Origin of the sequence: Paraburkholderia lebeckiae (assembly GCF_014201005.1) — a bacterium.
Classification (GTDB): domain Bacteria; phylum Pseudomonadota; class Gammaproteobacteria; order Burkholderiales; family Burkholderiaceae; genus Paraburkholderia; species Paraburkholderia tuberum.
On the sequence record NZ_JACHDK010000005.1, the window covers coordinates 26,384 to 45,624 of the forward strand.

At 63.6% G+C, this 19,241-nt stretch carries 19 protein-coding genes; 4 read left to right on the top strand and 15 right to left on the bottom strand.

The window, feature by feature from the left end:
• Positions 1–316: 316 nt before the first annotated feature.
• Complete coding sequence (locus tag HDG39_RS11370; protein ID WP_184005990.1) at positions 317–1,063, top strand: glycine zipper 2TM domain-containing protein; 747 nt, start codon at positions 317–319, stop codon at positions 1,061–1,063.
• Positions 1,064–1,161: 98 nt separating this feature from the next.
• Here the strand turns inward: HDG39_RS11370 and iscX are convergent, their stop codons facing one another.
• The 10 genes from iscX to HDG39_RS11420 form a co-directional block, all read right to left on the bottom strand.
• On the bottom strand, positions 1,162–1,359 hold the full coding sequence (gene iscX / locus HDG39_RS11375) for a Fe-S cluster assembly protein IscX (protein WP_013588918.1): 198 nt from the start codon (positions 1,357–1,359) through the stop codon (positions 1,162–1,164).
• A gap of 15 nt (positions 1,360–1,374) precedes the next feature.
• Entirely contained in the window at positions 1,375–1,716 is a 342-nt protein-coding gene (gene fdx / locus HDG39_RS11380) for an ISC system 2Fe-2S type ferredoxin (protein WP_062129615.1), read from the bottom strand.
• Between the two features lie 218 nt (positions 1,717–1,934).
• The gene (hscA, locus tag HDG39_RS11385; RefSeq protein WP_184005992.1) at positions 1,935–3,806 is read right to left on the bottom strand and encodes a Fe-S protein assembly chaperone HscA; all 1,872 of its coding nucleotides are present in this window, start codon (positions 3,804–3,806) and stop codon (positions 1,935–1,937) included.
• Between the two features lie 165 nt (positions 3,807–3,971).
• Positions 3,972–4,499 carry a Fe-S protein assembly co-chaperone HscB gene (hscB, locus tag HDG39_RS11390; RefSeq protein WP_018417527.1) on the bottom strand — a complete coding sequence of 176 codons (528 nt, stop codon included), beginning with the start codon at positions 4,497–4,499 and terminating at the stop codon, positions 3,972–3,974.
• Between the two features lie 137 nt (positions 4,500–4,636).
• Positions 4,637–4,960: an iron-sulfur cluster assembly protein IscA gene (gene iscA, locus HDG39_RS11395; protein ID WP_018417526.1), complete on the bottom strand. Its 324-nt coding sequence runs from the start codon at positions 4,958–4,960 to the stop codon at positions 4,637–4,639.
• Between the two features lie 78 nt (positions 4,961–5,038).
• Positions 5,039–5,452 (bottom strand): Fe-S cluster assembly scaffold IscU, encoded by a 414-nt coding sequence (iscU, locus tag HDG39_RS11400; protein WP_013089817.1) that lies wholly within the window; start codon positions 5,450–5,452, stop codon positions 5,039–5,041.
• 72 nt (positions 5,453–5,524) lie between these two features.
• Positions 5,525–6,748 carry an IscS subfamily cysteine desulfurase gene (locus HDG39_RS11405; protein ID WP_184005994.1) on the bottom strand — a complete coding sequence of 408 codons (1,224 nt, stop codon included), beginning with the start codon at positions 6,746–6,748 and terminating at the stop codon, positions 5,525–5,527.
• Positions 6,749–6,831: 83 nt separating this feature from the next.
• Complete coding sequence (gene iscR, locus HDG39_RS11410) at positions 6,832–7,362, bottom strand: Fe-S cluster assembly transcriptional regulator IscR (RefSeq protein WP_018417524.1); 531 nt, start codon at positions 7,360–7,362, stop codon at positions 6,832–6,834.
• Positions 7,363–7,562: 200 nt separating this feature from the next.
• Entirely contained in the window at positions 7,563–8,060 is a 498-nt protein-coding gene (locus HDG39_RS11415) for a low molecular weight protein-tyrosine-phosphatase (protein WP_184005996.1), read from the bottom strand.
• Between the two features lie 154 nt (positions 8,061–8,214).
• Positions 8,215–8,454, bottom strand: coding sequence for a hypothetical protein (locus HDG39_RS11420; RefSeq protein WP_184005998.1), 240 nt, complete (start codon positions 8,452–8,454; stop codon positions 8,215–8,217).
• 273 nt (positions 8,455–8,727) lie between these two features.
• On the opposite strand from HDG39_RS11420, the gene HDG39_RS11425 reads away from it, so the two are divergent.
• On the top strand, positions 8,728–9,255 hold the full coding sequence (locus HDG39_RS11425) for a hypothetical protein (RefSeq protein ID WP_184006000.1): 528 nt from the start codon (positions 8,728–8,730) through the stop codon (positions 9,253–9,255).
• A gap of 116 nt (positions 9,256–9,371) precedes the next feature.
• Here HDG39_RS11425 and HDG39_RS11430 read toward each other — a convergent pair whose 3' ends face one another.
• Entirely contained in the window at positions 9,372–10,787 is a 1,416-nt protein-coding gene (locus HDG39_RS11430) for a lactate utilization protein B (protein ID WP_184006002.1), read from the bottom strand.
• Between the two features lie 111 nt (positions 10,788–10,898).
• On the bottom strand, positions 10,899–11,621 hold the full coding sequence (locus HDG39_RS11435) for a (Fe-S)-binding protein (RefSeq protein WP_184006004.1): 723 nt from the start codon (positions 11,619–11,621) through the stop codon (positions 10,899–10,901).
• Between the two features lie 180 nt (positions 11,622–11,801).
• Here HDG39_RS11435 and HDG39_RS11440 point away from each other — a divergent pair, with 180 nt between their 5' ends.
• The gene (locus tag HDG39_RS11440; RefSeq protein WP_184006006.1) at positions 11,802–12,626 is read left to right on the top strand and encodes an IclR family transcriptional regulator; all 825 of its coding nucleotides are present in this window, start codon (positions 11,802–11,804) and stop codon (positions 12,624–12,626) included.
• Positions 12,627–12,773: 147 nt separating this feature from the next.
• Here HDG39_RS11440 and pbpG read toward each other — a convergent pair whose 3' ends face one another.
• A complete protein-coding gene (gene pbpG / locus HDG39_RS11445; RefSeq protein WP_018417517.1) occupies positions 12,774–13,961 on the bottom strand; it encodes a D-alanyl-D-alanine endopeptidase in 1,188 nt (395 codons plus the stop codon).
• 746 nt (positions 13,962–14,707) lie between these two features.
• Here pbpG and HDG39_RS11450 point away from each other — a divergent pair.
• Positions 14,708–15,283 (top strand): phasin family protein, encoded by a 576-nt coding sequence (locus tag HDG39_RS11450; protein ID WP_013089827.1) that lies wholly within the window; start codon positions 14,708–14,710, stop codon positions 15,281–15,283.
• A 318-nt stretch (positions 15,284–15,601) separates the two neighbouring features.
• Here HDG39_RS11450 and lpdA read toward each other — a convergent pair whose 3' ends face one another.
• On the bottom strand, positions 15,602–17,380 hold the full coding sequence (gene lpdA / locus HDG39_RS11455; protein WP_184006008.1) for a dihydrolipoyl dehydrogenase: 1,779 nt from the start codon (positions 17,378–17,380) through the stop codon (positions 15,602–15,604).
• A gap of 137 nt (positions 17,381–17,517) precedes the next feature.
• Positions 17,518–19,170 carry a dihydrolipoyllysine-residue acetyltransferase gene (gene aceF, locus HDG39_RS11460; RefSeq protein ID WP_184006010.1) on the bottom strand — a complete coding sequence of 551 codons (1,653 nt, stop codon included), beginning with the start codon at positions 19,168–19,170 and terminating at the stop codon, positions 17,518–17,520.
• Between the last annotated feature and the right edge of the window lie 71 nt (positions 19,171–19,241).

Genomic DNA, 19,241 nt, shown 5'->3' on the forward strand with positions numbered 1-19,241 from the left:
CTTCGCGCGCAATGCGATGGTTTGAAGAGCGCCCGGTTGATGCCGGGCGTTTTCTTATGCGCGCGTTTTCGCTTTGCGGGACCGTTTTCTGCTTCTCATCGTTTGTAACCAGCGGTAAAAGCTGCTCGTTCGCGCGCAAGTCGCCGCGGACTCGATGGTCTTGGAAGCTTGTTGCACCAAAGCGCACGGCGTGAAGGGCGCCTACCCACGCCCGAGGGCGCCACCTGAGCGGTTACAAATAGAAACGCTGCCCAGATCGAATTGCCCGACACTCAGTCTCATCAGAAGTCGGCTCTGCCAGAAACGGAGGACCTACATGGACACCCCTACTCATCAACCCACGCAGCCACGTCGCCTTCATCCGTTGATCGCGGTGGCCGCCGGCGCGGTGCTCGTCGCGAGTCTCGTCGCTACCGCGGCGATCACCGGCGTGTTCCCAAAGGCGTCGGGCAACGGCGCACAGAACGATCAGACGCAGGCCGCGCAGGTCAGCACGCAACCGCCGGGCGTCGTGGATTCGGCCGCGCCGGTCAATCCATCCGCGCAACAGCAGCAGGTTCAGGCTCAGCAAGCGGCGCCATCCGCCCCTGCCCCGGCTCCTGCTTCGGCGCAGCAACAGCAGTACGCGCAGCAGCAGGCGCAGGCCGCACCCCAGTCGCAATACACACAACCACCCGAGCCGCAAGCGGCGCCGCAGCATGCGCAGCAGCCGGCTCCGCAAGCCGCTTATTGCGCGACTTGCGGCACCGTCGTCGCGATCTCGGCGCTTCGCCATGAAGGACATGGCACCGGTATTGGCGCGGTCGGCGGCGCGGTGGCCGGTGGCGTCGTCGGTAACCAGTTCGGTGCCGGCGGCGGGCGTACCGCGATGACGCTCCTTGGCGCGCTCGGCGGCGGGTTCGCCGGCAACTCGGTCGAAAAACATCTGCGCAGCACGACGTCGTATTCGGTGCGCGTGCGCATGGAAGACGGCAAGATGCGCTACTTCACCTATCAAGAGGCGCCGCCGTTCCGCGACGGCGAGCGCGTGCGCGTCCAGAACGGCCGCCTCCTCGCCGACTGAGGTCAGCGCTCCAGGTTTCTTCGACGCAGCAATGAAAAAGGCGATTCCATTGGAATCGCCTTTTCTTTGGAGTTCAATGCACCCGTTCGAACACGCGCTCAGTAATCCGCGTCTTCGATCCACGCCGCCTGAATCGCTTCGAGAATCTTTTCGTTCGAGCGGTTCGGATCGTCGTCGAAGCCTTCGAGCTCGGTCACCCAGCGATGCAGGTCGGTGAAACGCACCTGCTGCGGATCGACGTCCTGATGCTTGTCCGTCAGAGCCATCGCGATGTCTTGAGTATCGGTCCACTTCATGGCGGCGCCCTCCTGTTAGTGATTTTCCTTCGCGTGATTGATCGAGTAACGCGGTATTTCGACGACCAGATCCTGCTCGTCCGGCACGATCGCCTGACACGACAGGCGCGAAGCGGGTTCGAGCCCCCATGCCTTGTCCAACAGATCGTCCTCGTCTTCCTCGGACGGCGTCAAGGCGGCGAAACCCTCACGCACGATCACGTGACAGGTCGTGCACGCGCACGACTTCTCGCACGCATGCTCGATTTCGATACCGTTATCGAGCAGGTTGTCGCAGATGCTCTTGCCGGGAACGGCGTCGATCACCGCGCCTTCCGGGCACAGTTCGACGTGAGGCAGCACAACGATTTGAGGCATACAGTTTCCGTTTGGGTCTGAGGCACGGCGGCTGCCAGCATATTGCCGCGTGCAGGCTCCGTGTCATTTTACTGGCGTCGCGCGGACTTTTTAAGCCCACGCGGCGCGCTCCGGTGGTTCGTGGGATGTTCGCAATTCGTCCGTGGGTGGAGCGCGCGTTGCCGGTTCGCTCACGCAACGCGCATAGCGCGTGCGCGGCCTTCGCCACGTTCGCCCGTTCAGATCTCGTCGAGCTTGCGTCCCGCCAGCGCGCGGCGAATTCCCTTGTTCATGCGGCGCGCGGCGAATTCGTCGGTGCCTTCGGCGAGCGCCTTCGTCGCGGCTTCGATCGTGCCGACGTCGTCGCCTGGCGCGACGTTGCGCAGCGCGGCGAGCAGCGCGTCGAGTTCGGCGCGTTCGCTGTCGTCGAGCAGCTCGGCGTCGGCGGCGAGCGCCGCGTCGGTCGCTTCGACGAGACGCTGCGCTTCGACCTGCGCCTCGCGCAGAGCGCGCGCGCGCATGTCGATTTCAGCGGTCGAAAAGCTGTCTTCGAGCATGCGCGCGATGTCGTCGTCGGCCAGGCCATACGAAGGCTTCACGACGACCGATGCCTCCACGCCCGACGCCAGCTCGCGCGCAAACACCGACAGCAGGCCGTCAGCGTCGACCTGATAGGTCACGCGAATGCGCGCGGCGCCGGCGGCCATCGGCGGAATGCCGCGCAGCTCGAAGCGCGCGAGCGAACGGCAATCGCTGACGAGCTCGCGCTCGCCCTGGACGACGTGAATCGCCATCGCGGTCTGGCCGTCCTTGAAGGTCGTGAAATCCTGGGCGCGCGCGACTGGAATCGTCGAGTTGCGCGGAATGATCTTTTCGGTGAGGCCACCCATCGTCTCGACGCCGAGCGACAGCGGAATCACGTCGAGCAATAGCCACTCGTCGCCTTCCGCCCCGCGGTTGCCGGCCAGCAGATCGGCCTGGATCGCGGCGCCGAGTGCGACGACCTGATCCGGATCGAGGTTGACGAGCGGCAGCTGGCCGAAGAACGCCTCGACCGCGCGGCGGATCACCGGCATGCGCGTCGCGCCGCCGACCAGCACGACGCCCTTGATTTCCTTCGTGGTGACCTTCGCGTCGCGCAGCGCCTTTTTCGTCGGGCCCAGCGTGCGTTGCACCAGCGCGGCCGTGATGGTCTCGAAGGTGGCTTCGTCGATCGTCAGATCGAGCGCGGTGCCGTTGGAAAGCGTGAGCTTGAGGGTAGTTTGCGACGCGCTCGACAGCGCCTCCTTGGCCTCGCGCACACTATCGAGCAGCAGGCGCACGTCGTGCGGCGCGAGCGTCTGCGACGTGATGCCGGCCTGTTCGAGCACATGGCGGTACAGCGTGTGGTCGAAGTCGTCGCCGCCGAGCGCGGAATCGCCGCCCGCCGCGAGCACTTCGAACACGCCCTTGGTGAGCTTCAGGATCGACAGGTCGAAGGTGCCGCCGCCGAGGTCGTAGATCGCGTACAAACCTTCGGCGCCGTTGTCGAGACCGTAGGCGATCGCCGCAGCGGTCGGTTCGTTGAGCAGACGCAGCACGTTCAGCCCCGCGAGGCGCGCGGCGTCTTTGGTCGCCTGGCGCTGCGCTTCGTCGAAGTAAGCGGGCACCGTGATTACCGCGCCGACGAGCTCGTCGCCGAGCGTGTCTTCGGCGCGCTGGCGCAGCGTCGCGAGAATTTCAGCCGATACCTCGACCGGGCTCTTCACGCCGTCGACGGTGCGGATCTGCACCATGCCGGGTGCATCGACGAAGTCGTACGGCGCGTTTTCGGCGCCCTCCACCTCAGCCTTGCCGCGACCCATGAAGCGCTTGACCGACACGATCGTATTGCGCGGGTCGCTCGCAGCCTCGGCCTTCGCCCGGCGGCCGATGCGACGGCCGCCCTGCTCCAGGTAACGCACCACCGACGGCAGCAGCACGTGCCCGTCTTCGTCGGGCATCACATCGGGCAGGCCGCTGCGCACGGCGGCGACGAGGGAGTTGGTGGTGCCAAGATCGATACCGACCGCCAGACGCCGCTGGTGAGGCGCCGGCGCCATGCCGGGTTCGGAGATTTGCAGTAAGGCCATCTGGATTTTCTCGGGGACGTCGTGCCCCGTCCTGAATGTTCGCGTTGCTGGGGGTGATGCCGCGGCTCGCGGCCGCTCTGATTTTTTGTTTGTCGCTTACTACGTCGCTGCCTACTGTTGCTGCTTGCCCGCGCCGCGCTTTTGCGCGCGCCGCACGAAACCGCGCTAGCCTTCGAGCCGCTCGATCTGGGCATCGATTTCCGACGCGACGCGCTCGATGAACATCAGCTGCCGCACCGCCTCGCCCGCCGCCTGATTCGCGCCGCTATCGAGCGATGCGCCGAGCTTGTCGAAGCGCCGACGCTCCTCGTCGCGCAACTCGATGAGCAGCGCGTCGAGCGCGTCGACGTTCTTCGCCGCGGCCGCGTCCTCGATGTTCTCGCGCCACTCCATCTGCTGCATCAGGAACGCGGGCTCCATCGCCGTGTTGTTCTCCGCGCCGACGTTGATGCCGCGCAACGACAGCAGGTAGGTCGCACGCTTGAGCGGATCGCGCAGCGTCTGATAGGCCTCGTTCGCGCGCGTCGCCCACTGCATCGCGATACGCTTTTGCGCATCGCCGGCCGCCGCGAAGCGATCCGGATGCACCTGCGCCTGCACGGTGCGGTACGCGTGATCGAGCGTGCTCGCGTCGAGCGCGAATTGCGCCGGCAGACCGAACAGATCGAAGTGGCTGTCGTTCAGCGAGACCATCGGATTAAAGTTCGTTGATGAAAACTGGTGTGGAGACGTTGGGCCTTGTCAGGCGTGACCGGTTCAGTGGAGCGCGGATCAAACTAAAAAGGCGGCCCGCGCCGCCTTTTATCCGCCGAACGCGGAAGGTAACGAATCTAGACGCGGAACGACTCGCCGCAGCCGCATTCGTCTTTCACGTTCGGGTTGTTGAACTTGAAGCCTTCGTTCAGCCCTTCGCGCGCGAAGTCGAGCTCCGTCCCGTCGATATACGCGAGACTCTTCGGGTCGACGATGACCTTCACGCCGCCCGTCTCGAACACCTGATCTTCCGGCGCGAGTTCGTCCACGTACTCGAGCTTGTAGGCGAGGCCCGAGCAACCGGTGGTGCGCACGCCGACGCGCAACCCGATGCCTTTACCGCGGCGGATCAGATACTTCTGGACGTGCTGTGCTGCCTTTTCGGTCAACGTAATTGCCATAACGTTTCTCAGTTGCCAGAGTGCGCGGCGCGCGTGTTCGCGCCGCGCTCACCGGTTGCTTCTTTCTTACCCTGTTGCTCAGGCGGCCTTGCCGTCTTCGGCAACCGCTGCTTCGCCGTGGCGCTGCTTGTAGTCGGCGACGGCTGCCTTGATCGCGTCTTCCGCGAGGATCGAGCAATGGATCTTCACCGGCGGCAGTGCCAGTTCTTCGGCGATCTGCGTGTTCTTGATCGACATCGCCTGGTCGAGCGTCTTGCCCTTCACCCATTCGGTGACGAGCGAGCTCGATGCGATCGCCGAGCCGCAGCCGTAGGTCTTGAACTTCGCGTCTTCGATGATGCCATCCGCGCCGACGCGGATCTGCAGCTTCATCACGTCGCCGCAGGCCGGCGCGCCGACCATGCCGGTACCGACCGTGTCGTCGTCTTTCGCGAAGGAACCGACGTTGCGCGGGTTTTCGTAGTGGTCGAGGACCTTGTCGCTATAAGCCATGATTACACTCCTTGATTCGTTTCAACCTGCAATGCGATGAACGTTCGATGTCCGGTTCGTCCAGCCGGCGCGTCAGTGCGCGGCCCACTGGATGGTCGACAGATCGATCCCGTCCTTGTGCATTTCCCACAGCGGCGACAGATCGCGCAGCTTGGAAATCTTCGACTTCAGCAGGTTGATCACGTAGTCGATTTCCTGCTCGGTCGTGAACCGTCCCACCGTGAAGCGGATCGAGCTGTGCGCGAGTTCGTCGTTGCGGCCAAGCGCTCGCAGCACGTACGACGGCTCCAGCGACGCCGACGTGCACGCCGAGCCCGACGACACCGCGACGTCCTTCACCGCCATGATCAGCGATTCGCCTTCGACGAAATTGAAGCTGATGTTCAGGTTGTGCGGCACACGCTTTTCCATGTCGCCGTTCACATACACTTCCTCGATTTGCGACAGGCCTTTCAGCAGCCGGTCACGCAGCATGCGGATACGCTCGTTTTCGGTCGCCATCTCTTCACGCGCGATACGAAACGCTTCACCCATGCCGACGATCTGGTGCGTGGCGAGCGTGCCCGAACGCATGCCGCGCTCGTGACCGCCGCCGTGCATCTGCGCCTCGATACGGATACGCGGCTTGCGACGCACGTAAAGCGCGCCGATGCCTTTCGGGCCGTAGGTCTTGTGCGCCGAGAACGACATCAGGTCGACCTTCAGCTTCTGCAGATCGATCTGGATCTTACCGGTGGCCTGCGCCGCGTCGACGTGGAAAATGATGCCCTTCTCACGCGTGATCTCGCCAATCGCCTCGATGTCCTGGATGACGCCGATCTCGTTGTTGACCGACATCACCGACACCAGAATCGTGTCCGGGCGCAGCGCCGCCTTGAACGCGTCGAGGTCGATCAGACCGTCGTCCTTGACATCCAGATAGGTGACTTCGAAGCCTTCGCGCTCTAGCTCGCGGGTGGTGTCCAGCACCGCCTTGTGCTCGGTCTTCACCGTGATGATGTGCTTGCCCTTGCTCTTGTAGAAGTGCGCGGCACCTTTCAGAGCGAGGTTGTCCGACTCCGTCGCACCCGAGGTCCAGATGATTTCGCGTGGATCGGCGTTCACGAGCGCGGCGACCTGCTCGCGCGCTTCCTCGACTGCGCGCTCGGCGGTCCAGCCATAAGCGTGACTACGCGACGCTGGATTGCCGAACTGCTCGCGCAGATACGGGATCATCTTGTCCACCACACGCGGATCGATCGGCGTCGTGGCGCTGTAGTCCATGTAGATGGGCAGATGGAGAGAGTCGTTGTTCATCAATTGCTCCGGGGACGTCATGTGCTCTGGCTTCTGGGTTCGATATGGGGCTGCGGCGAGGGTTTTCTATTGCGTGCCGCGCTTCACGAACCGGCCATGTTGAAAACGGAATTGGGACCCTTGGGCGCCACGCGGACGGGTTCGACCGCCGGAGCGTCGTTGCGCCTGTCGCGCAGCACGGCAGGCGTGCCTTCGCGCGAACGCTGCTGATCGACCAGATCCTTCAGCGAAACCGAATCGAGGTATTCGACCATTTTCTGGTTCAGCGTCGACCACAGCTCATGCGTCATGCAGTGGCCGTCGTGCTGCTTGGTGCCTTCGCACGTGCCCTTACCGCCGCACTGGGTGGCGTCGAGCGGTTCGTCGACCGCGATGATGATGTCGGCCACCGTCACCTCTTCGGCACGGCGCGCGAGATTGTAGCCACCGCCCGGTCCGCGCACGGACTCGACGATTTCATGACGGCGCAGCTTGCCAAACAGCTGCTCGAGATACGACAGGGAGATGTGTTGGCGCTGGCTGATACCCGCAAGCGTCACCGGGCCCTGCTCCTGGCGCAGCGCCAGGTCGATCATCGCCGTGACGGCGAAACGGCCTTTCGTGGTGAGTCTCATATGATGTGGGAACCGCAATTCTCGACAAGTTTGGTCAAGTATAAATACATGAGCGATTTAGTCAAGTATGGGCGGTAAATTTTGTGTCATTCGCTTAATTGATCACCATACTTCGACGCCGCACCCGTATGCGCGCGGCGCACGCGGCAGAGGCGGCGTTTGCCCACCCGTGTGGTGCGTCTGCATTCTTCGCCCGATGCCTACGCGAGCAACTGCGGGCGCAGCGCGGCGATCAGCCCGCGGCAGGCTGCTTCGCACTGATCGAGCACCAACTCGAAGCCTTCCGCGCCGCCGAAATACGGATCGACAACCTCTCGCGCGCCGCTCCAGCGGCCATCCGACTCAGGCACGAACTCCATCAGCAGACGGATCTTGTCGCGCTGTGCGGGCGGGCACAGTTGACGCAACGCGGCGACGTTTCGGTCGTCCATGGCAATCAGCAGATCGAAGCGCTCGAAGTCCGCGACCGTGATCTGGCGGCCGCGCAGCGCGTCGAGCGCATAGCCGCGCTGGCGCGCCGCGTGTTGCGCGCGTTCGTCGGGCGCCGCGCCGATGTGCCAATCGCCGGTGCCGGCCGAATCGATCACGATGCAGTCCGCAAGCTTCGCCTCGTCGACCAGATGACGCATCACGCCCTCCGCCGTCGGTGAACGGCAGATATTCCCGAGGCAAACGAAACAGATCGACACAGTTTTCATCAGGGATTTTTCGACGCTCGAGGCGCCGCGCGTGAGGTCGTCAGACAGTCAGCGGACTGCGCCGCGATTATACAAATCTCGACAGATTCGCGCCGAGCGGGGCGCAGCCAGGCAAGGTCAGCGGCTTCGGACCGTCGCGGTCCGCCGCGACGGCTTACGATGCCTCGGCGAGCGGCGTCGCCGTGGCGGCACGCATCGGCTTGGCCGGCAATGCCGACGCCGTGTCGATCATGCCGTACGACACCGCGCGTGCGAGTTCGGCGGTCAGATGGTTGGCGTCGAGCGGCATCTGCGAAGCGCGCGAACCGGTTTGGCCGTTGACATGCAGAAAGGCGAGCACCGCGAGCGGTACAACGATGACTAGGGGCCAGTACACCGATATTGTGTTTTTCATGATGGTTTTTCAATTAGGGGCGTATGAGCTTAGACGCGCTATGCCCTAATTAAATGCTATAGGAATTCACAATCGGGAAAAACCCGCCCGCGCAAGATAGATCGTTGCTCGACACGAAACAGTCAATTGATGCCTGTTTCGGGAACGAATGGCGCATCGCTGGCACACAAACGTAAAGCTTACAAACGCATACAAAGCCGCCGCGACGGACGGCGATAATCATGGTCTTATTCTTACCCCTACATTTCTTTGCACTTGCATCGGTCCCACAAAATGAAACGCGTTGCACCTCTCACTGGCCTGGTGGTCGCCGCGCTGCTCGGCGGCTGCGCGGTCTATCCGGACGGCACGCCGATGTACGGCAACGGCTACGGCGCCTATAGCGGCTACAACGGTTATGACGACTCCGCATACGCGCCGGGCGCCGCGGTCGTGCCGCAAACCAATGTGTACCTCGGCTACGGCGATTACGGTCCGGGACGCTACTACGGCCCGGCGCCGGGCTCCGGCTATCGCGGCTATCCGGATCGCGGTCACCCGAGCAACAACGACTGGCACCATGGCGATCACGGCAACGGTCATGGCAACGACGGCGGCGGTCGTGGACAACCGCACGGCGGCCCGCCGCCGCAGGGCGCAGCGGGCGGTCCGCACGGCCCTGGTGGCGCCAATGGCGGCCCGCACCCCGGCGCGGGCGGCTCGCCGCCGGGCCAGCCGCAAGCCGGCAACGGCGGCGGACGAGGCAACGATTCGGGGAGAAATGCGCCCGCGCGTCAGCCGGGGCAGATGACCGAACATTGAAGACGGAGCGGCACTGAAGTATCCCGCCGGCTCGCTGAAGTATCCCGCCGGCTTCTTCGCCCATCTCGACGGCTGCGCGAGCGCGCAGCCGTCAAACCAATCCCAATGCCGCCCGCTCAGCCAATATGGCTGCGCTGCGCGGCATACAACTCGCGGAACGTACGACCCACCGGCGCCGGCATGTCGCGCGTATCGGTCCAGCCCGCGCCGCCGAGCGGCAGTTTGGCGATCGACCGATTGCGCCCACCCATGCGCTCCAGCACGCGCACGGCGAGTTTGGTAAAGAGCGCATAGGCATCGGGATGCAGCGCGAGCCAGCCCCACAGCGCCAAGCCGGCGCGCTCCTTCCACGGACGTAGGTGTCGCTCCATCTGCTTTTCGCGCAGCTTGCGCAACAGATCGGACAGCGGGATACCGACCGGGCACACGCTATTGCATTCGCCGCATAACGTCGCCGCTTGCGGCAGATCGAGCGCCTTGTCGATACCGACATAGCTCGGCGTCAGCACGGACCCCATCGGCCCCGGATAGACCCAGCCATACGCGTGCCCGCCGACCTTCTGATACACCGGGCAATGGTTCATGCACGCGCCGCAGCGGATGCAGCGAAGCATCTCCTGGAAGTCGCCGCCGATCAGCCCCGTGCGGCCACCGTCGACGAGCACCACGTACATATGCTCGGGCCCATCCTGATCGCCCGCGCCACGCGGCCCGGTCAGCATCGAAAAATAGTTCGAGGTGGCCTGGCCGGTTGCCGAACGCGGCAGCAGGCGCATAGCAGTCGCGAGATCCTCGAGCGTCGGCAGCACCTTCTCGATGCCGGTGACAGCGACATGCACGCGCGGCATCACCGTGCACATGCCTTCGTTGCCCTCGTTGGTCACGACCGCGACCGAGCCCGTTTCCGCGATGATGAAATTGCCGCCCGTCACGCCCATGTCCGCGCTCAGAAAATGCGGCCGCAGCATCTCGCGCGCCTCGCGCGTCATGTCGGCAATCTCGGTGAGCCGCGGCCGGCCGTGCGTTTTCGCGAACAGATCGGCGATCTCGTCCTTATCCTTGTGAACGACCGGCGCGATGATGTGACTTGGCGGCTCGTTATCGTTGATCTGCAGGATGTATTCGCCAAGGTCGGTTTCGATCGACTGCACGCCCATCTGCCCGAGCACTTCGTTCAGGCGCATTTCCTCGGTGACCATCGACTTGGTCTTGATCACCTTCTTCACGTCGTGCTTGCGCGCAATGTCGCCGACGAGCCGCGCGGCCTCTTGCGTGGTCTCCGCGAACAGCACAGTCACGCCGCGCCGGGTCGCCTCGCGCTCGAAGGTTTCGAGCCACACGTCGAGATTTTCGAGCGCGCGATCACGGCGCTCCTTGAGCGCGGCCCGCGTCGCGGGGAAATCGATCGCGGTCATCGCGCTCGCGCGCGCCGACACGAACTTCGTGGACAGCTTGGTCAGGTTCTGCTGCAGGCGCTGGTCGGCGAGTTTCTGACCGGCGCGAGCCTTGAACTGCATCGATTGGACTTGCATGGCGGTCCTGATGAGGTCGGAGTGAAACGCGCGGCGCATTCGCGCCCGACGCAATGCGTGACAGACAAGATAAGCGTGACGCGAACAATGGCGGTGTTCGCCGCGCGGGGATTACACGTCGCCGGCCAGCACCTGCGCGATATGCAGCACGCGCGTCGTCGAGTCGCCGTTGCGGCGCAGCCGCCCTTCGATATTCAACATGCAGCCGAGGTCGCCGAGCACCACCGCACCGGCGCCGCTCGCGGCGATGTTCGCGCACTTTTCGTCGACGATCGCGGTCGAGATATTGCCGTATTTGACCGCGAAAGTGCCGCCGAAGCCGCAGCAATGCTCGCAGCCTTTCATCTCGGTGACCGAGACGCCGACCTGCGCGAGCAGTTCGCGCGGCTGTTCCTTGACGCCCAGTTCGCGCAAGCCCGAACACGAGTCGTGATAAGTCACCTGTCCCGCGAACTCGCCCGGTTGCAACTGCACCTTCGCTACGTTGACGAGGAAATCCGTGAGTTCGAACACCTTGCCGCGCAGGCGGCCGAAACGGTTCATCAGTTCGGGATCGTCGCGGAACAGGTCGCCGTAGTGCGCGCGGATCATGCCGCCGCACGAGCCCGACGGCACCACCACATAGTCGAACTGTTCGAACTCGCGCAGCGTTTTCTCGGCAAGGTCGCGCGCGAGGCGGCGGTCTCCCGAGTTATACGCAGGTTGCCCGCAACAGGTTTGCGCGGGCGGCACCACGACCTCGAAACCGGCGCCTTCGATCAGCTTGATGACCGAAAAACCGATCTCGGGACGCATCAGGTCAATCAGGCACGTGACGAACAATCCGACTCGCATGAGCCCTCCTTGCGGGGAAACGTCCCTGATTATCCGCTGTTTGCCGGTGCAATACCAACGGCCGAAAGGCATAGGAAGTACGCCGCGCTCGATTGGAAACGCGCCTCGAAGCGCGTTCGCTTTTTTCACAATACGAGATACAATCAATTTCCGCAGTTTGACGCATCCACCAATTCTCATATGAGCGATACGAACCCGGATCCCAAAACTTCGATCCAGGTGATCGAACGCATGATGCGCCTGCTCGACGCGCTGGCGGCGCATAGCGACCCGGTCAGCCTGAAAGAACTGGCCCTCCGCACGGAGCTGCATCCATCCACCGCGCACCGCATCCTGAACGATATGGTGATGTGCCGGCTGGTCGACCGCTCAGACCCCGGCACCTACCGTCTCGGCATGCGCCTGCTCGAACTGGGCAATCTCGTCAAGGCGCGCCTGTCGGTGCGCGACGCGGCGCTCACGCCGATGCGCGAGCTGCACCGCCAGACCGGGCAGACCGTGAACCTGTCGGTGCGTCAGGGCGACGAAATCGTCTATATCGAACGCGCATATTCGGAGCGCTCGGGCATGCAGGTGGTGCGGGCGATCGGCGGGCGCGCGCCGCTTCATCTGACCTCGGTCGGCAAGCTGTTCCTCGCGGCCGACGAAGCCACCCGCGTGCGTGCCTACGCAACCCGCACCGGTCTGTCGGGCCACACGCAGAACAGCATCACCGATCTCGCGAAACTCGAGCGAGAGCTGTCGCATGTGCGCCAGCAGGCCTGCGCGCGCGACAACGAGGAACTGGAGTTGGGCGTGCGCTGCATCGCCGCCGGCATCTACGACGATACCGGCAAGCTGGTCGCGGGGCTGTCGCTGTCGGCGCCGGCCGATCGTTTGCAGGATTCGTGGCTCGGGCAGTTGAGCCAGACCGCGTTGATGATTTCGGAATCGCTCGGCTACCGGCCGCAGGCGCAGCAAGACCATTCGCACGCTTCGCACAGTTCCCACGGCCAGCATTCGTAGGCGACGCAGCGGCCGTCGGTTCGTGGTTGCACCCTTTCCCGTCGTGCCTTCGTCAACGCCAATAAAAAGCCTCGCATCCGCGAGGCTTTTCTCTGCACGTCAGCTGCAGCCGGACTGACTACCACCGGCTGAGTATGCGTTGCGGCTTCAGGTACCCGGACCGCCGGCATCGGCGCTCGTGATACGCGGCTGGTCGCCGCCGTTGTCGAGCCATGTACGCAGACGCGTCGCGTCCGCGAAACGCGAGTACTTGCCCGACGAATCGAGCAGCACCAGGATCATCGGCCGGCCGTGGATGGTCGCCTGCATCACGAGACACTCGCCCGCTTCGTTGATGAAGCCGGTCTTCTGCAGACCGATGTCCCACGTCGGGTTGCGCACCAGCGCGTTCGTGCTGTTGTACGCGAGCGTGCGCTTGCCGGTGTACACCTCATAGCTGTGATCGGTCGAGAACTTGCGGATCAGCGGGTACTGATACGCCGCGTTGACCATCTTCACGAGATCGCGCGCGCTCGACACGTTCATGCTCGTCAGACCGGTCGGGTTCTCGAAGTGTGTGTCGCTCATGCCGAGCTGCCTGGCCTTCGCGTTCATCGCCGCGAGGAACGCCGGACGGCCGCCCGGGTAGTAGCGCGACAGCGCCGCCGCCGCGCGGTTTTCCGACGCCATCAGCGCGATGTGCAGCATGTCCTCGCGCGACAGCACCGAGCCCACCGACAGACGCGAACCGGTGTTCTTCTCGTAGTCGCGGTCTTCGTCGGTGACTTCGATCTGATCGGTCATCGGCTCTTTCGAATCGAGCACCACCATCGCCGTCATCAGCTTGCTGATCGATGCAATCGGTACCACCGCACGCGAGTTCTTGTCGAACAGCGTCTCGCCGCTGTTCTGGTCGATCACATAGGCGACGCTCGAGCGCAGCATCAGCGCGTCCGGCGTCTCGTGCAGACCAAACGCCTGGCCGACGCTCGGTTGGCGCGGCTCGTACGCGACGCGTCGCATCACCGAACGGTGCCGGCCGTTCGCTGTGAATGTGACGCGCTTGCGTTTGACGCCGGCGTGCGGCGCGTCTTCATCCGCGGCAGCGCCTTTCACGGCCTCACCCTTGCCGGCTTTCGCCGCATGGCTCGACACCTTTTCGGTGGCGGCCGCCTGCGCCGGTTTCCTGGCAGTTTTAGCGTGTTTGGAAGTTTTTGCGGTTGCAGCAGACGTAGCTGCAAAAGTGCTTACAGGCGTAGCGAACGCTGCGATGGCCAGCGAGACGGCCACCGACAGAGCGGTGCTGCGCGCCGCGCCGTGGAGCACTTTTAGCGACGAAAACATGTCGGTTTTCATGGGTGTTCGATAGGGAGCGGCGAGAGGTTTCCGCAAGTGTAGTAAAGCAACGAAAAATTAGCAATTTGAAGCACTTATACACGCTCCTTAAACCGGCTTGTCAGCTCCGATCGCGAAAACGCAAATAAGTGCCGCGCCTCGATCGAAAAAAACGATCGCCGCCAGCAAGCCTCGCCATTGCCGCCGCCCGCTCCAATCGAGCAGATCCTTGCAGGATAACGGCAATTTTGAGACAACCTTGATCCGGGGAAATACTGTCAGAGCACAGGCGGAAACTACTGCACCGCGCCATGAAGGCGTTGCGAACGTGCGACAGACTTTTAAGTGTCCGACGAAAGTCGCTAACGCGCGTTCGACTGCCATCGTTCTTTAACGTTCCTTGTCATCTTGTGGTTTACATCGAATCGACGAGAATTGGTTTTTCAGGGGCGAATCGCTGCTACACGGAAAAATAATCTCCGGACGGCCTGCCGATCAGTTATTTTATGTCGCACCAGCACGGTGCAACGCGCAATCGTTCCGCGTCATATTAATGACATGCCTACTGCATAAGCTATTGTTTTGTCAGCATTTTCTTAACATTGTGCGATGCACAAAAAACGCTTGACATTCCTTGTAGCCATCCTAAAATGGGAACCATTGCTGCGATGCACAATACATCGCGGTCCGGGCAGACGATGAATCCGCGTCTTGCCACCCACCCAACGCGGTCCGCACAGACCGGCCGCGATCCAGGAGCGTAAACCATGACTCTGCTGACCCCTGAGCAATTCGCCGCAGCCCAGAAAGCCAACTTCGAAACCCTGTTCGGCCTGACGACCAAAGCATTTGAAGGTGTCGAAAAGCTGGTCGAACTGAACCTGCAAGTTGTGAAGTCGACGCTCGCCGAAAGCCAGGAAAATGCCCAACGCGCGCTGTCCGTGAAGGACGCGCAGGAACTGCTGGCACTGCAAGCAAGCCTCGCGCAGCCGGTGGCTGAAAAGGCGCTGTCGTATGGCCGCCATGTGTACGAAATCGTTTCGGCAACGCAGGGTGAATTCACTCGCGTCGCGGAAGCGCAATTCGAAGAGCAAAACCGCAAGGTTCAGGCGCTCGTCGAAAACGTCGCCAAGAACGCACCGGCCGGTTCGGAAACCGCTGTCGCCGTGATGAAGTCGGCTATCACCGCCGCCAACACCACGTACGAAACGGTCCACAAGGCAACCCGCCAGGCTGTCGAAATCGCCGAAAGCAACTTCAACGCAGCTGCAACGGCCGCTTCGAAGGCAGCTTCGCAAGCCGCGGCGCAAGCATCGCGCGCCGCCGCCAAGAAGGCCGTCTAAGCTTCACGCGTCAACACGCCAGGCTTTATGCCTGGCGGCGTCTTTCACGCCGGCCCAGCCTATGCGCTGCGCCGGCGTTATCGCAAGCAACAGCGTCGTGCCGTTGCCGCTTATACGGTTTGATGAGCCGAACGCTCCGATACGTTGCAATGACGTATCGTTTGCCCGGCCGCCAAGCCGGGATTTTTTTGCCCGCTACCGGCCGCCACGAAAACAGAAACGGCGCGCTCCGACCTGGAGCGCGCCGTTTTTCTTTGCCGTACGGCTCGACCGGCTTTGCCGCGCCCGCGTGTCGTCACGCAGGCGCGGTGCACCGCGTTACTTCTTCTTGACGGGCGGCAGATCGGTACAGACGCCTTCATACAACTCGGCCGCCATGCCGATCGATTCGCCGAGCGTCGGATGCGGATGGATCGTCTTGCCGATATCCGTTGCGTCCGCGCCCATTTCGATCGCGAGACAGACTTCGCTGATCAGGTCGCCCGCATTCAGACCGACGATACCGCCGCCGATCACGCGATGCGTTTGCTCATCGAACAGCAGCTTCGTGAAGCCCTCGTCGCGACCGTTGGCGATCGCGCGACCCGATGCGGCCCACGGGAACACCGCCTTGCCGAACTTGACGCCTTCGGCTTTCAGCTGGTCTTCCGTCTTGCCGGCCCATGCTACTTCCGGATCGGTGTAGGCCACCGACGGAATCTGCAGCGCGTCGAAGTACGCCTTCTCGCCATGCGCGACTTCCGCCGCCACGTGGCCTTCGTGCACGGCCTTGTGCGCGAGCATCGGCTGACCGACGATGTCGCCGATCGCGAAGATGTGCGGCACATTCGTGCGCTGTTGCTTGTCGACTTCGATGAAGCCGCGATCCGTCACCGCGACACCGGCCTTTTCCGCGCCGATCCGCTTGCCGTTCGGCGAGCGGCCGACGGCCACCAGCACGAGGTCGTAGCGTTGCGGCTCGGCCGGCGCCTGCTCGCCCTCGAACGACACGTAGATACCGTCGTCCTTCGCTTCGGCGGCGATGGTCTTGGTCTTCAGCATCACGTTCGCGAAACGCTTGCTGTTGTACTTCTCCCACACTTTGACCAGATCGCGGTCCGCGCCGGTCATCAGGTCTTCGAGCATTTCGACGACGTCGATCTGCGCGCCGAGCGTCGAGTACACGGTCGCCATTTCGAGACCGATGATGCCGCCGCCGATCACGAGCATGCGCTGCGGAATCTGGCGCAGTTCGAGCGCGCCGGTCGAATCGACGACCCGCGGATCTTCCGGAATGAACGGCAGCTTCACGGCTTCCGAGCCCGCTGCGATGATCGCCTGCTTGAACCGGACGACCTTCTTGCCGCCCTCGGTCTGCACTTCCATGTGGTTCGGATCGACGAACGCACCCGTACCGACCACCACTTCGACCTTGCGCGCCTTCGCCATGCCGGCGAGACCGCCGGTCAGCTTCTTGACCACGCCGGACTTGAAATCGCGCAGCTTGTCGAGATCGATCTGCGGCTTGCCGAAGGTGATGCCGTGCGCGGCAAGATCAGCCGCTTCGTCGATGACGAGCGCGGTGTGCAGCAGCGCCTTCGAAGGGATGCAGCCGACGTTCAGACACACGCCGCCGAGCGTCGGATAACGCTCGACCAGCACGGTCTTCATGCCGAGGTCGGCGGAGCGGAACGCGGCCGAATAACCGCCGGGGCCCGAACCGAGCACGAGCATATCGCACTCGATGTCGGCGCTGCCCGAATAGCTGCCGGCTTGCGGAGCCGGTGCGGCGGCCTGCGGCGCCGCAGCAGCAGGCGCCGGCGCGGGAGCCGCCTTCTCGGGCGCTTTCGGCGCCGGCGCGGCCGCAGCCGCGCCGCCCGCCGTTGCCTCGACGAGCGCGATGACCGTGCCCTGCGAGACCTTGTCGCCCGGCTTGATACGCACTTCCTTGACGGTGCCGGCGGTATCGCTCGGCACTTCCATCGACGCCTTGTCGGATTCGAGCGTCAGCAGCGACTGCTCTTTTTCGATGGTGTCGCCCGGCTTGATGTTGACTTCGATGACGTCGACGTCCTTGAAGTCACCGATGTCCGGCACTTTTACTTCGACGAGACTCATGGTGTCCCCTTCTCTTATTGATCGATGATGAGCGGCGCCTTCGACGCGCACAGCGCACGCGAGCGCGAACGCGCGGACGGCGCGACGCGGATCGGTCGAAACCATCCGCGCCCGCGCCGGCGAACCTCACCAGCCGGTCAAAGAATCACACGCCGGAAATCGGCAAGAATCGAACCGAGGTATGCGTTGAAGCGCGCGGCTTCCGCTCCGTCGATCACGCGATGGTCGTACGACAGCGACAGCGGCATGGTCAGGCGCGGCTCGAACTGCTTGCCGTCCCACACCGGCTTCATCGCGCTGCGCGACAGGCCGAGAATCGCGACTTCAGGCGCATTGATGATCGGCGTGAAGTGCGTGCCGCCGATACCGCCCAGCGACGAGATCGAGAAGCAGCCGCCCTGCATCTGGTCCGGCTTCAGCTTGCCCTCGCGCGCAGCCTTCGACAGGTCGGCCATTTCCTTCGCGATGTCGACGAGGCCCTTCTTGTCCGCGTCGCGAATCACCGGCACCATGAGGCCGTTCGGCGTGTCAGCGGCAAAACCGATGTGGTAGTACTGCTTGAACACCAGGTTGTCGCCGTCGAGGCTCGCGTTGAAGGTCGGGAATTTCTTCAGGGCCGCCACGCAGGCCTTGATCACGAACGCGAGCATCGTGAACTTGACGCCCGCCTTCTCGTGTTCCTTGTTCAGCTTGACACGCAGCGCTTCGAGCTCGGTGATGTCCGCTTCGTCGTTGTTCGTGACGTGCGGAATCATGACCCAGTTGCGATGCAGGTTCGCGCCCGAGATCTTCTTGATGCGCGACAACGGCTTCGGATCGATCGGACCGAACTTCGTGAAGTCGACCTTCGGCCACGGCAGCAGATTCAGCTCGCCACCGCCGGCGGCCGGCGCGGCCGCACCAGCCGGCGCCGCGCGCTGGCCCGTCATCACGCCCTTCACGAACGCGGTCACGTCGGCCTGCGTAATGCGGCCCTTCGGACCGGTGCCCTTCACCTGGCCGACGTCCACCCCGAGTTCGCGCGCGAACTTGCGCACCGACGGCGACGCATGGCTCGGATGACGCGAACCGCCTTCTCCAGCCGGGATCAGCGGCGCCTGCGCGAGCGCGGACGGCGCGGCCGGTGCCGGGGTCGGCGTGGCCGGCGCGTCGGACGGCATTTCAGTCGGCGCCTTCGCGGCCGGTGCCGGCGCGGGTGCCGGGGCAGCGCCGCCTTCCGCTTCGATCACGACGATGACCGAGCCTTCCGACACGGTATCGCCAACCTTGACCTTCACTTCCTTGACGACACCGGCGGCCGAGCTGGGCACATCCATCGTCGCCTTGTCGGATTCGAGCGTGACGAGCGACTGTTCCTTCTCGACACGATCGCCGACCTTCACCGCGATCTCGATCACGGGGACGTCTTTGTAGTCGCCGATATCCGGCACCTTGATTTCCTGCACGCCGCCGCCTGCCGCCGCGGGTGCGGGCGCCGCAGCGGGAGCTGCCGCCGGCGCAGGAGCAGGAGCAGGTGCGGCAGCCGCCGCGGGCGCCGCGGCAGCGGCGTTGGCGCCTTCCAGCACGATGATCAGCGTGCCTTCGGACACCGCATCGCCGACCTTGACCTTCACTTCCTTGACGACGCCGTCGGCCGAGCTCGGCACGTCCATCGTCGCCTTGTCGGATTCCAGCGTAACGAGCGATTGCTCTTTTTCGACGGTGTCACCCGCCTTCACCAGCACCTCGATCACAGGGACGTCCTTGTAATCGCCGATGTCCGGCACCTTGACTTCGATCGCTTGACTCATTGTTAGTGTCTCCAGGGCCGCGCACGCCGCCTGCCCCTCGCGATGAGGAGCAGGCGCGTACGCCATGGCAC

What these genes read in the sequence shown, in the direction of transcription:
- HDG39_RS11370 (WP_184005990.1), top strand. Translation starts at nt 317, where the DNA reads ATGGACACCCCTACTCATCAACCCACGCAGCCACGTCGCCTTCATCCG.
- iscX (WP_013588918.1), bottom strand. Translation starts at nt 1,359, where the DNA reads ATGAAGTGGACCGATACTCAAGACATCGCGATGGCTCTGACGGACAAG.
- fdx (WP_062129615.1), bottom strand. Translation starts at nt 1,716, where the DNA reads ATGCCTCAAATCGTTGTGCTGCCTCACGTCGAACTGTGCCCGGAAGGC.
- hscA (WP_184005992.1), bottom strand. Translation starts at nt 3,806, where the DNA reads ATGGCCTTACTGCAAATCTCCGAACCCGGCATGGCGCCGGCGCCTCAC.
- hscB (WP_018417527.1), bottom strand. Translation starts at nt 4,499, where the DNA reads ATGGTCTCGCTGAACGACAGCCACTTCGATCTGTTCGGTCTGCCGGCG.
- iscA (WP_018417526.1), bottom strand. Translation starts at nt 4,960, where the DNA reads ATGGCAATTACGTTGACCGAAAAGGCAGCACAGCACGTCCAGAAGTAT.
- iscU (WP_013089817.1), bottom strand. Translation starts at nt 5,452, where the DNA reads ATGGCTTATAGCGACAAGGTCCTCGACCACTACGAAAACCCGCGCAAC.
- HDG39_RS11405 (WP_184005994.1), bottom strand. Translation starts at nt 6,748, where the DNA reads ATGAACAACGACTCTCTCCATCTGCCCATCTACATGGACTACAGCGCC.
- iscR (WP_018417524.1), bottom strand. Translation starts at nt 7,362, where the DNA reads ATGAGACTCACCACGAAAGGCCGTTTCGCCGTCACGGCGATGATCGAC.
- HDG39_RS11415 (WP_184005996.1), bottom strand. Translation starts at nt 8,060, where the DNA reads ATGAAAACTGTGTCGATCTGTTTCGTTTGCCTCGGGAATATCTGCCGT.
- HDG39_RS11420 (WP_184005998.1), bottom strand. Translation starts at nt 8,454, where the DNA reads ATGAAAAACACAATATCGGTGTACTGGCCCCTAGTCATCGTTGTACCG.
- HDG39_RS11425 (WP_184006000.1), top strand. Translation starts at nt 8,728, where the DNA reads ATGAAACGCGTTGCACCTCTCACTGGCCTGGTGGTCGCCGCGCTGCTC.
- HDG39_RS11430 (WP_184006002.1), bottom strand. Translation starts at nt 10,787, where the DNA reads ATGCAAGTCCAATCGATGCAGTTCAAGGCTCGCGCCGGTCAGAAACTC.
- HDG39_RS11435 (WP_184006004.1), bottom strand. Translation starts at nt 11,621, where the DNA reads ATGCGAGTCGGATTGTTCGTCACGTGCCTGATTGACCTGATGCGTCCC.
- HDG39_RS11440 (WP_184006006.1), top strand. Translation starts at nt 11,802, where the DNA reads ATGAGCGATACGAACCCGGATCCCAAAACTTCGATCCAGGTGATCGAA.
- pbpG (WP_018417517.1), bottom strand. Translation starts at nt 13,961, where the DNA reads ATGAAAACCGACATGTTTTCGTCGCTAAAAGTGCTCCACGGCGCGGCG.
- HDG39_RS11450 (WP_013089827.1), top strand. Translation starts at nt 14,708, where the DNA reads ATGACTCTGCTGACCCCTGAGCAATTCGCCGCAGCCCAGAAAGCCAAC.
- lpdA (WP_184006008.1), bottom strand. Translation starts at nt 17,380, where the DNA reads ATGAGTCTCGTCGAAGTAAAAGTGCCGGACATCGGTGACTTCAAGGAC.
- aceF (WP_184006010.1), bottom strand. Translation starts at nt 19,170, where the DNA reads ATGAGTCAAGCGATCGAAGTCAAGGTGCCGGACATCGGCGATTACAAG.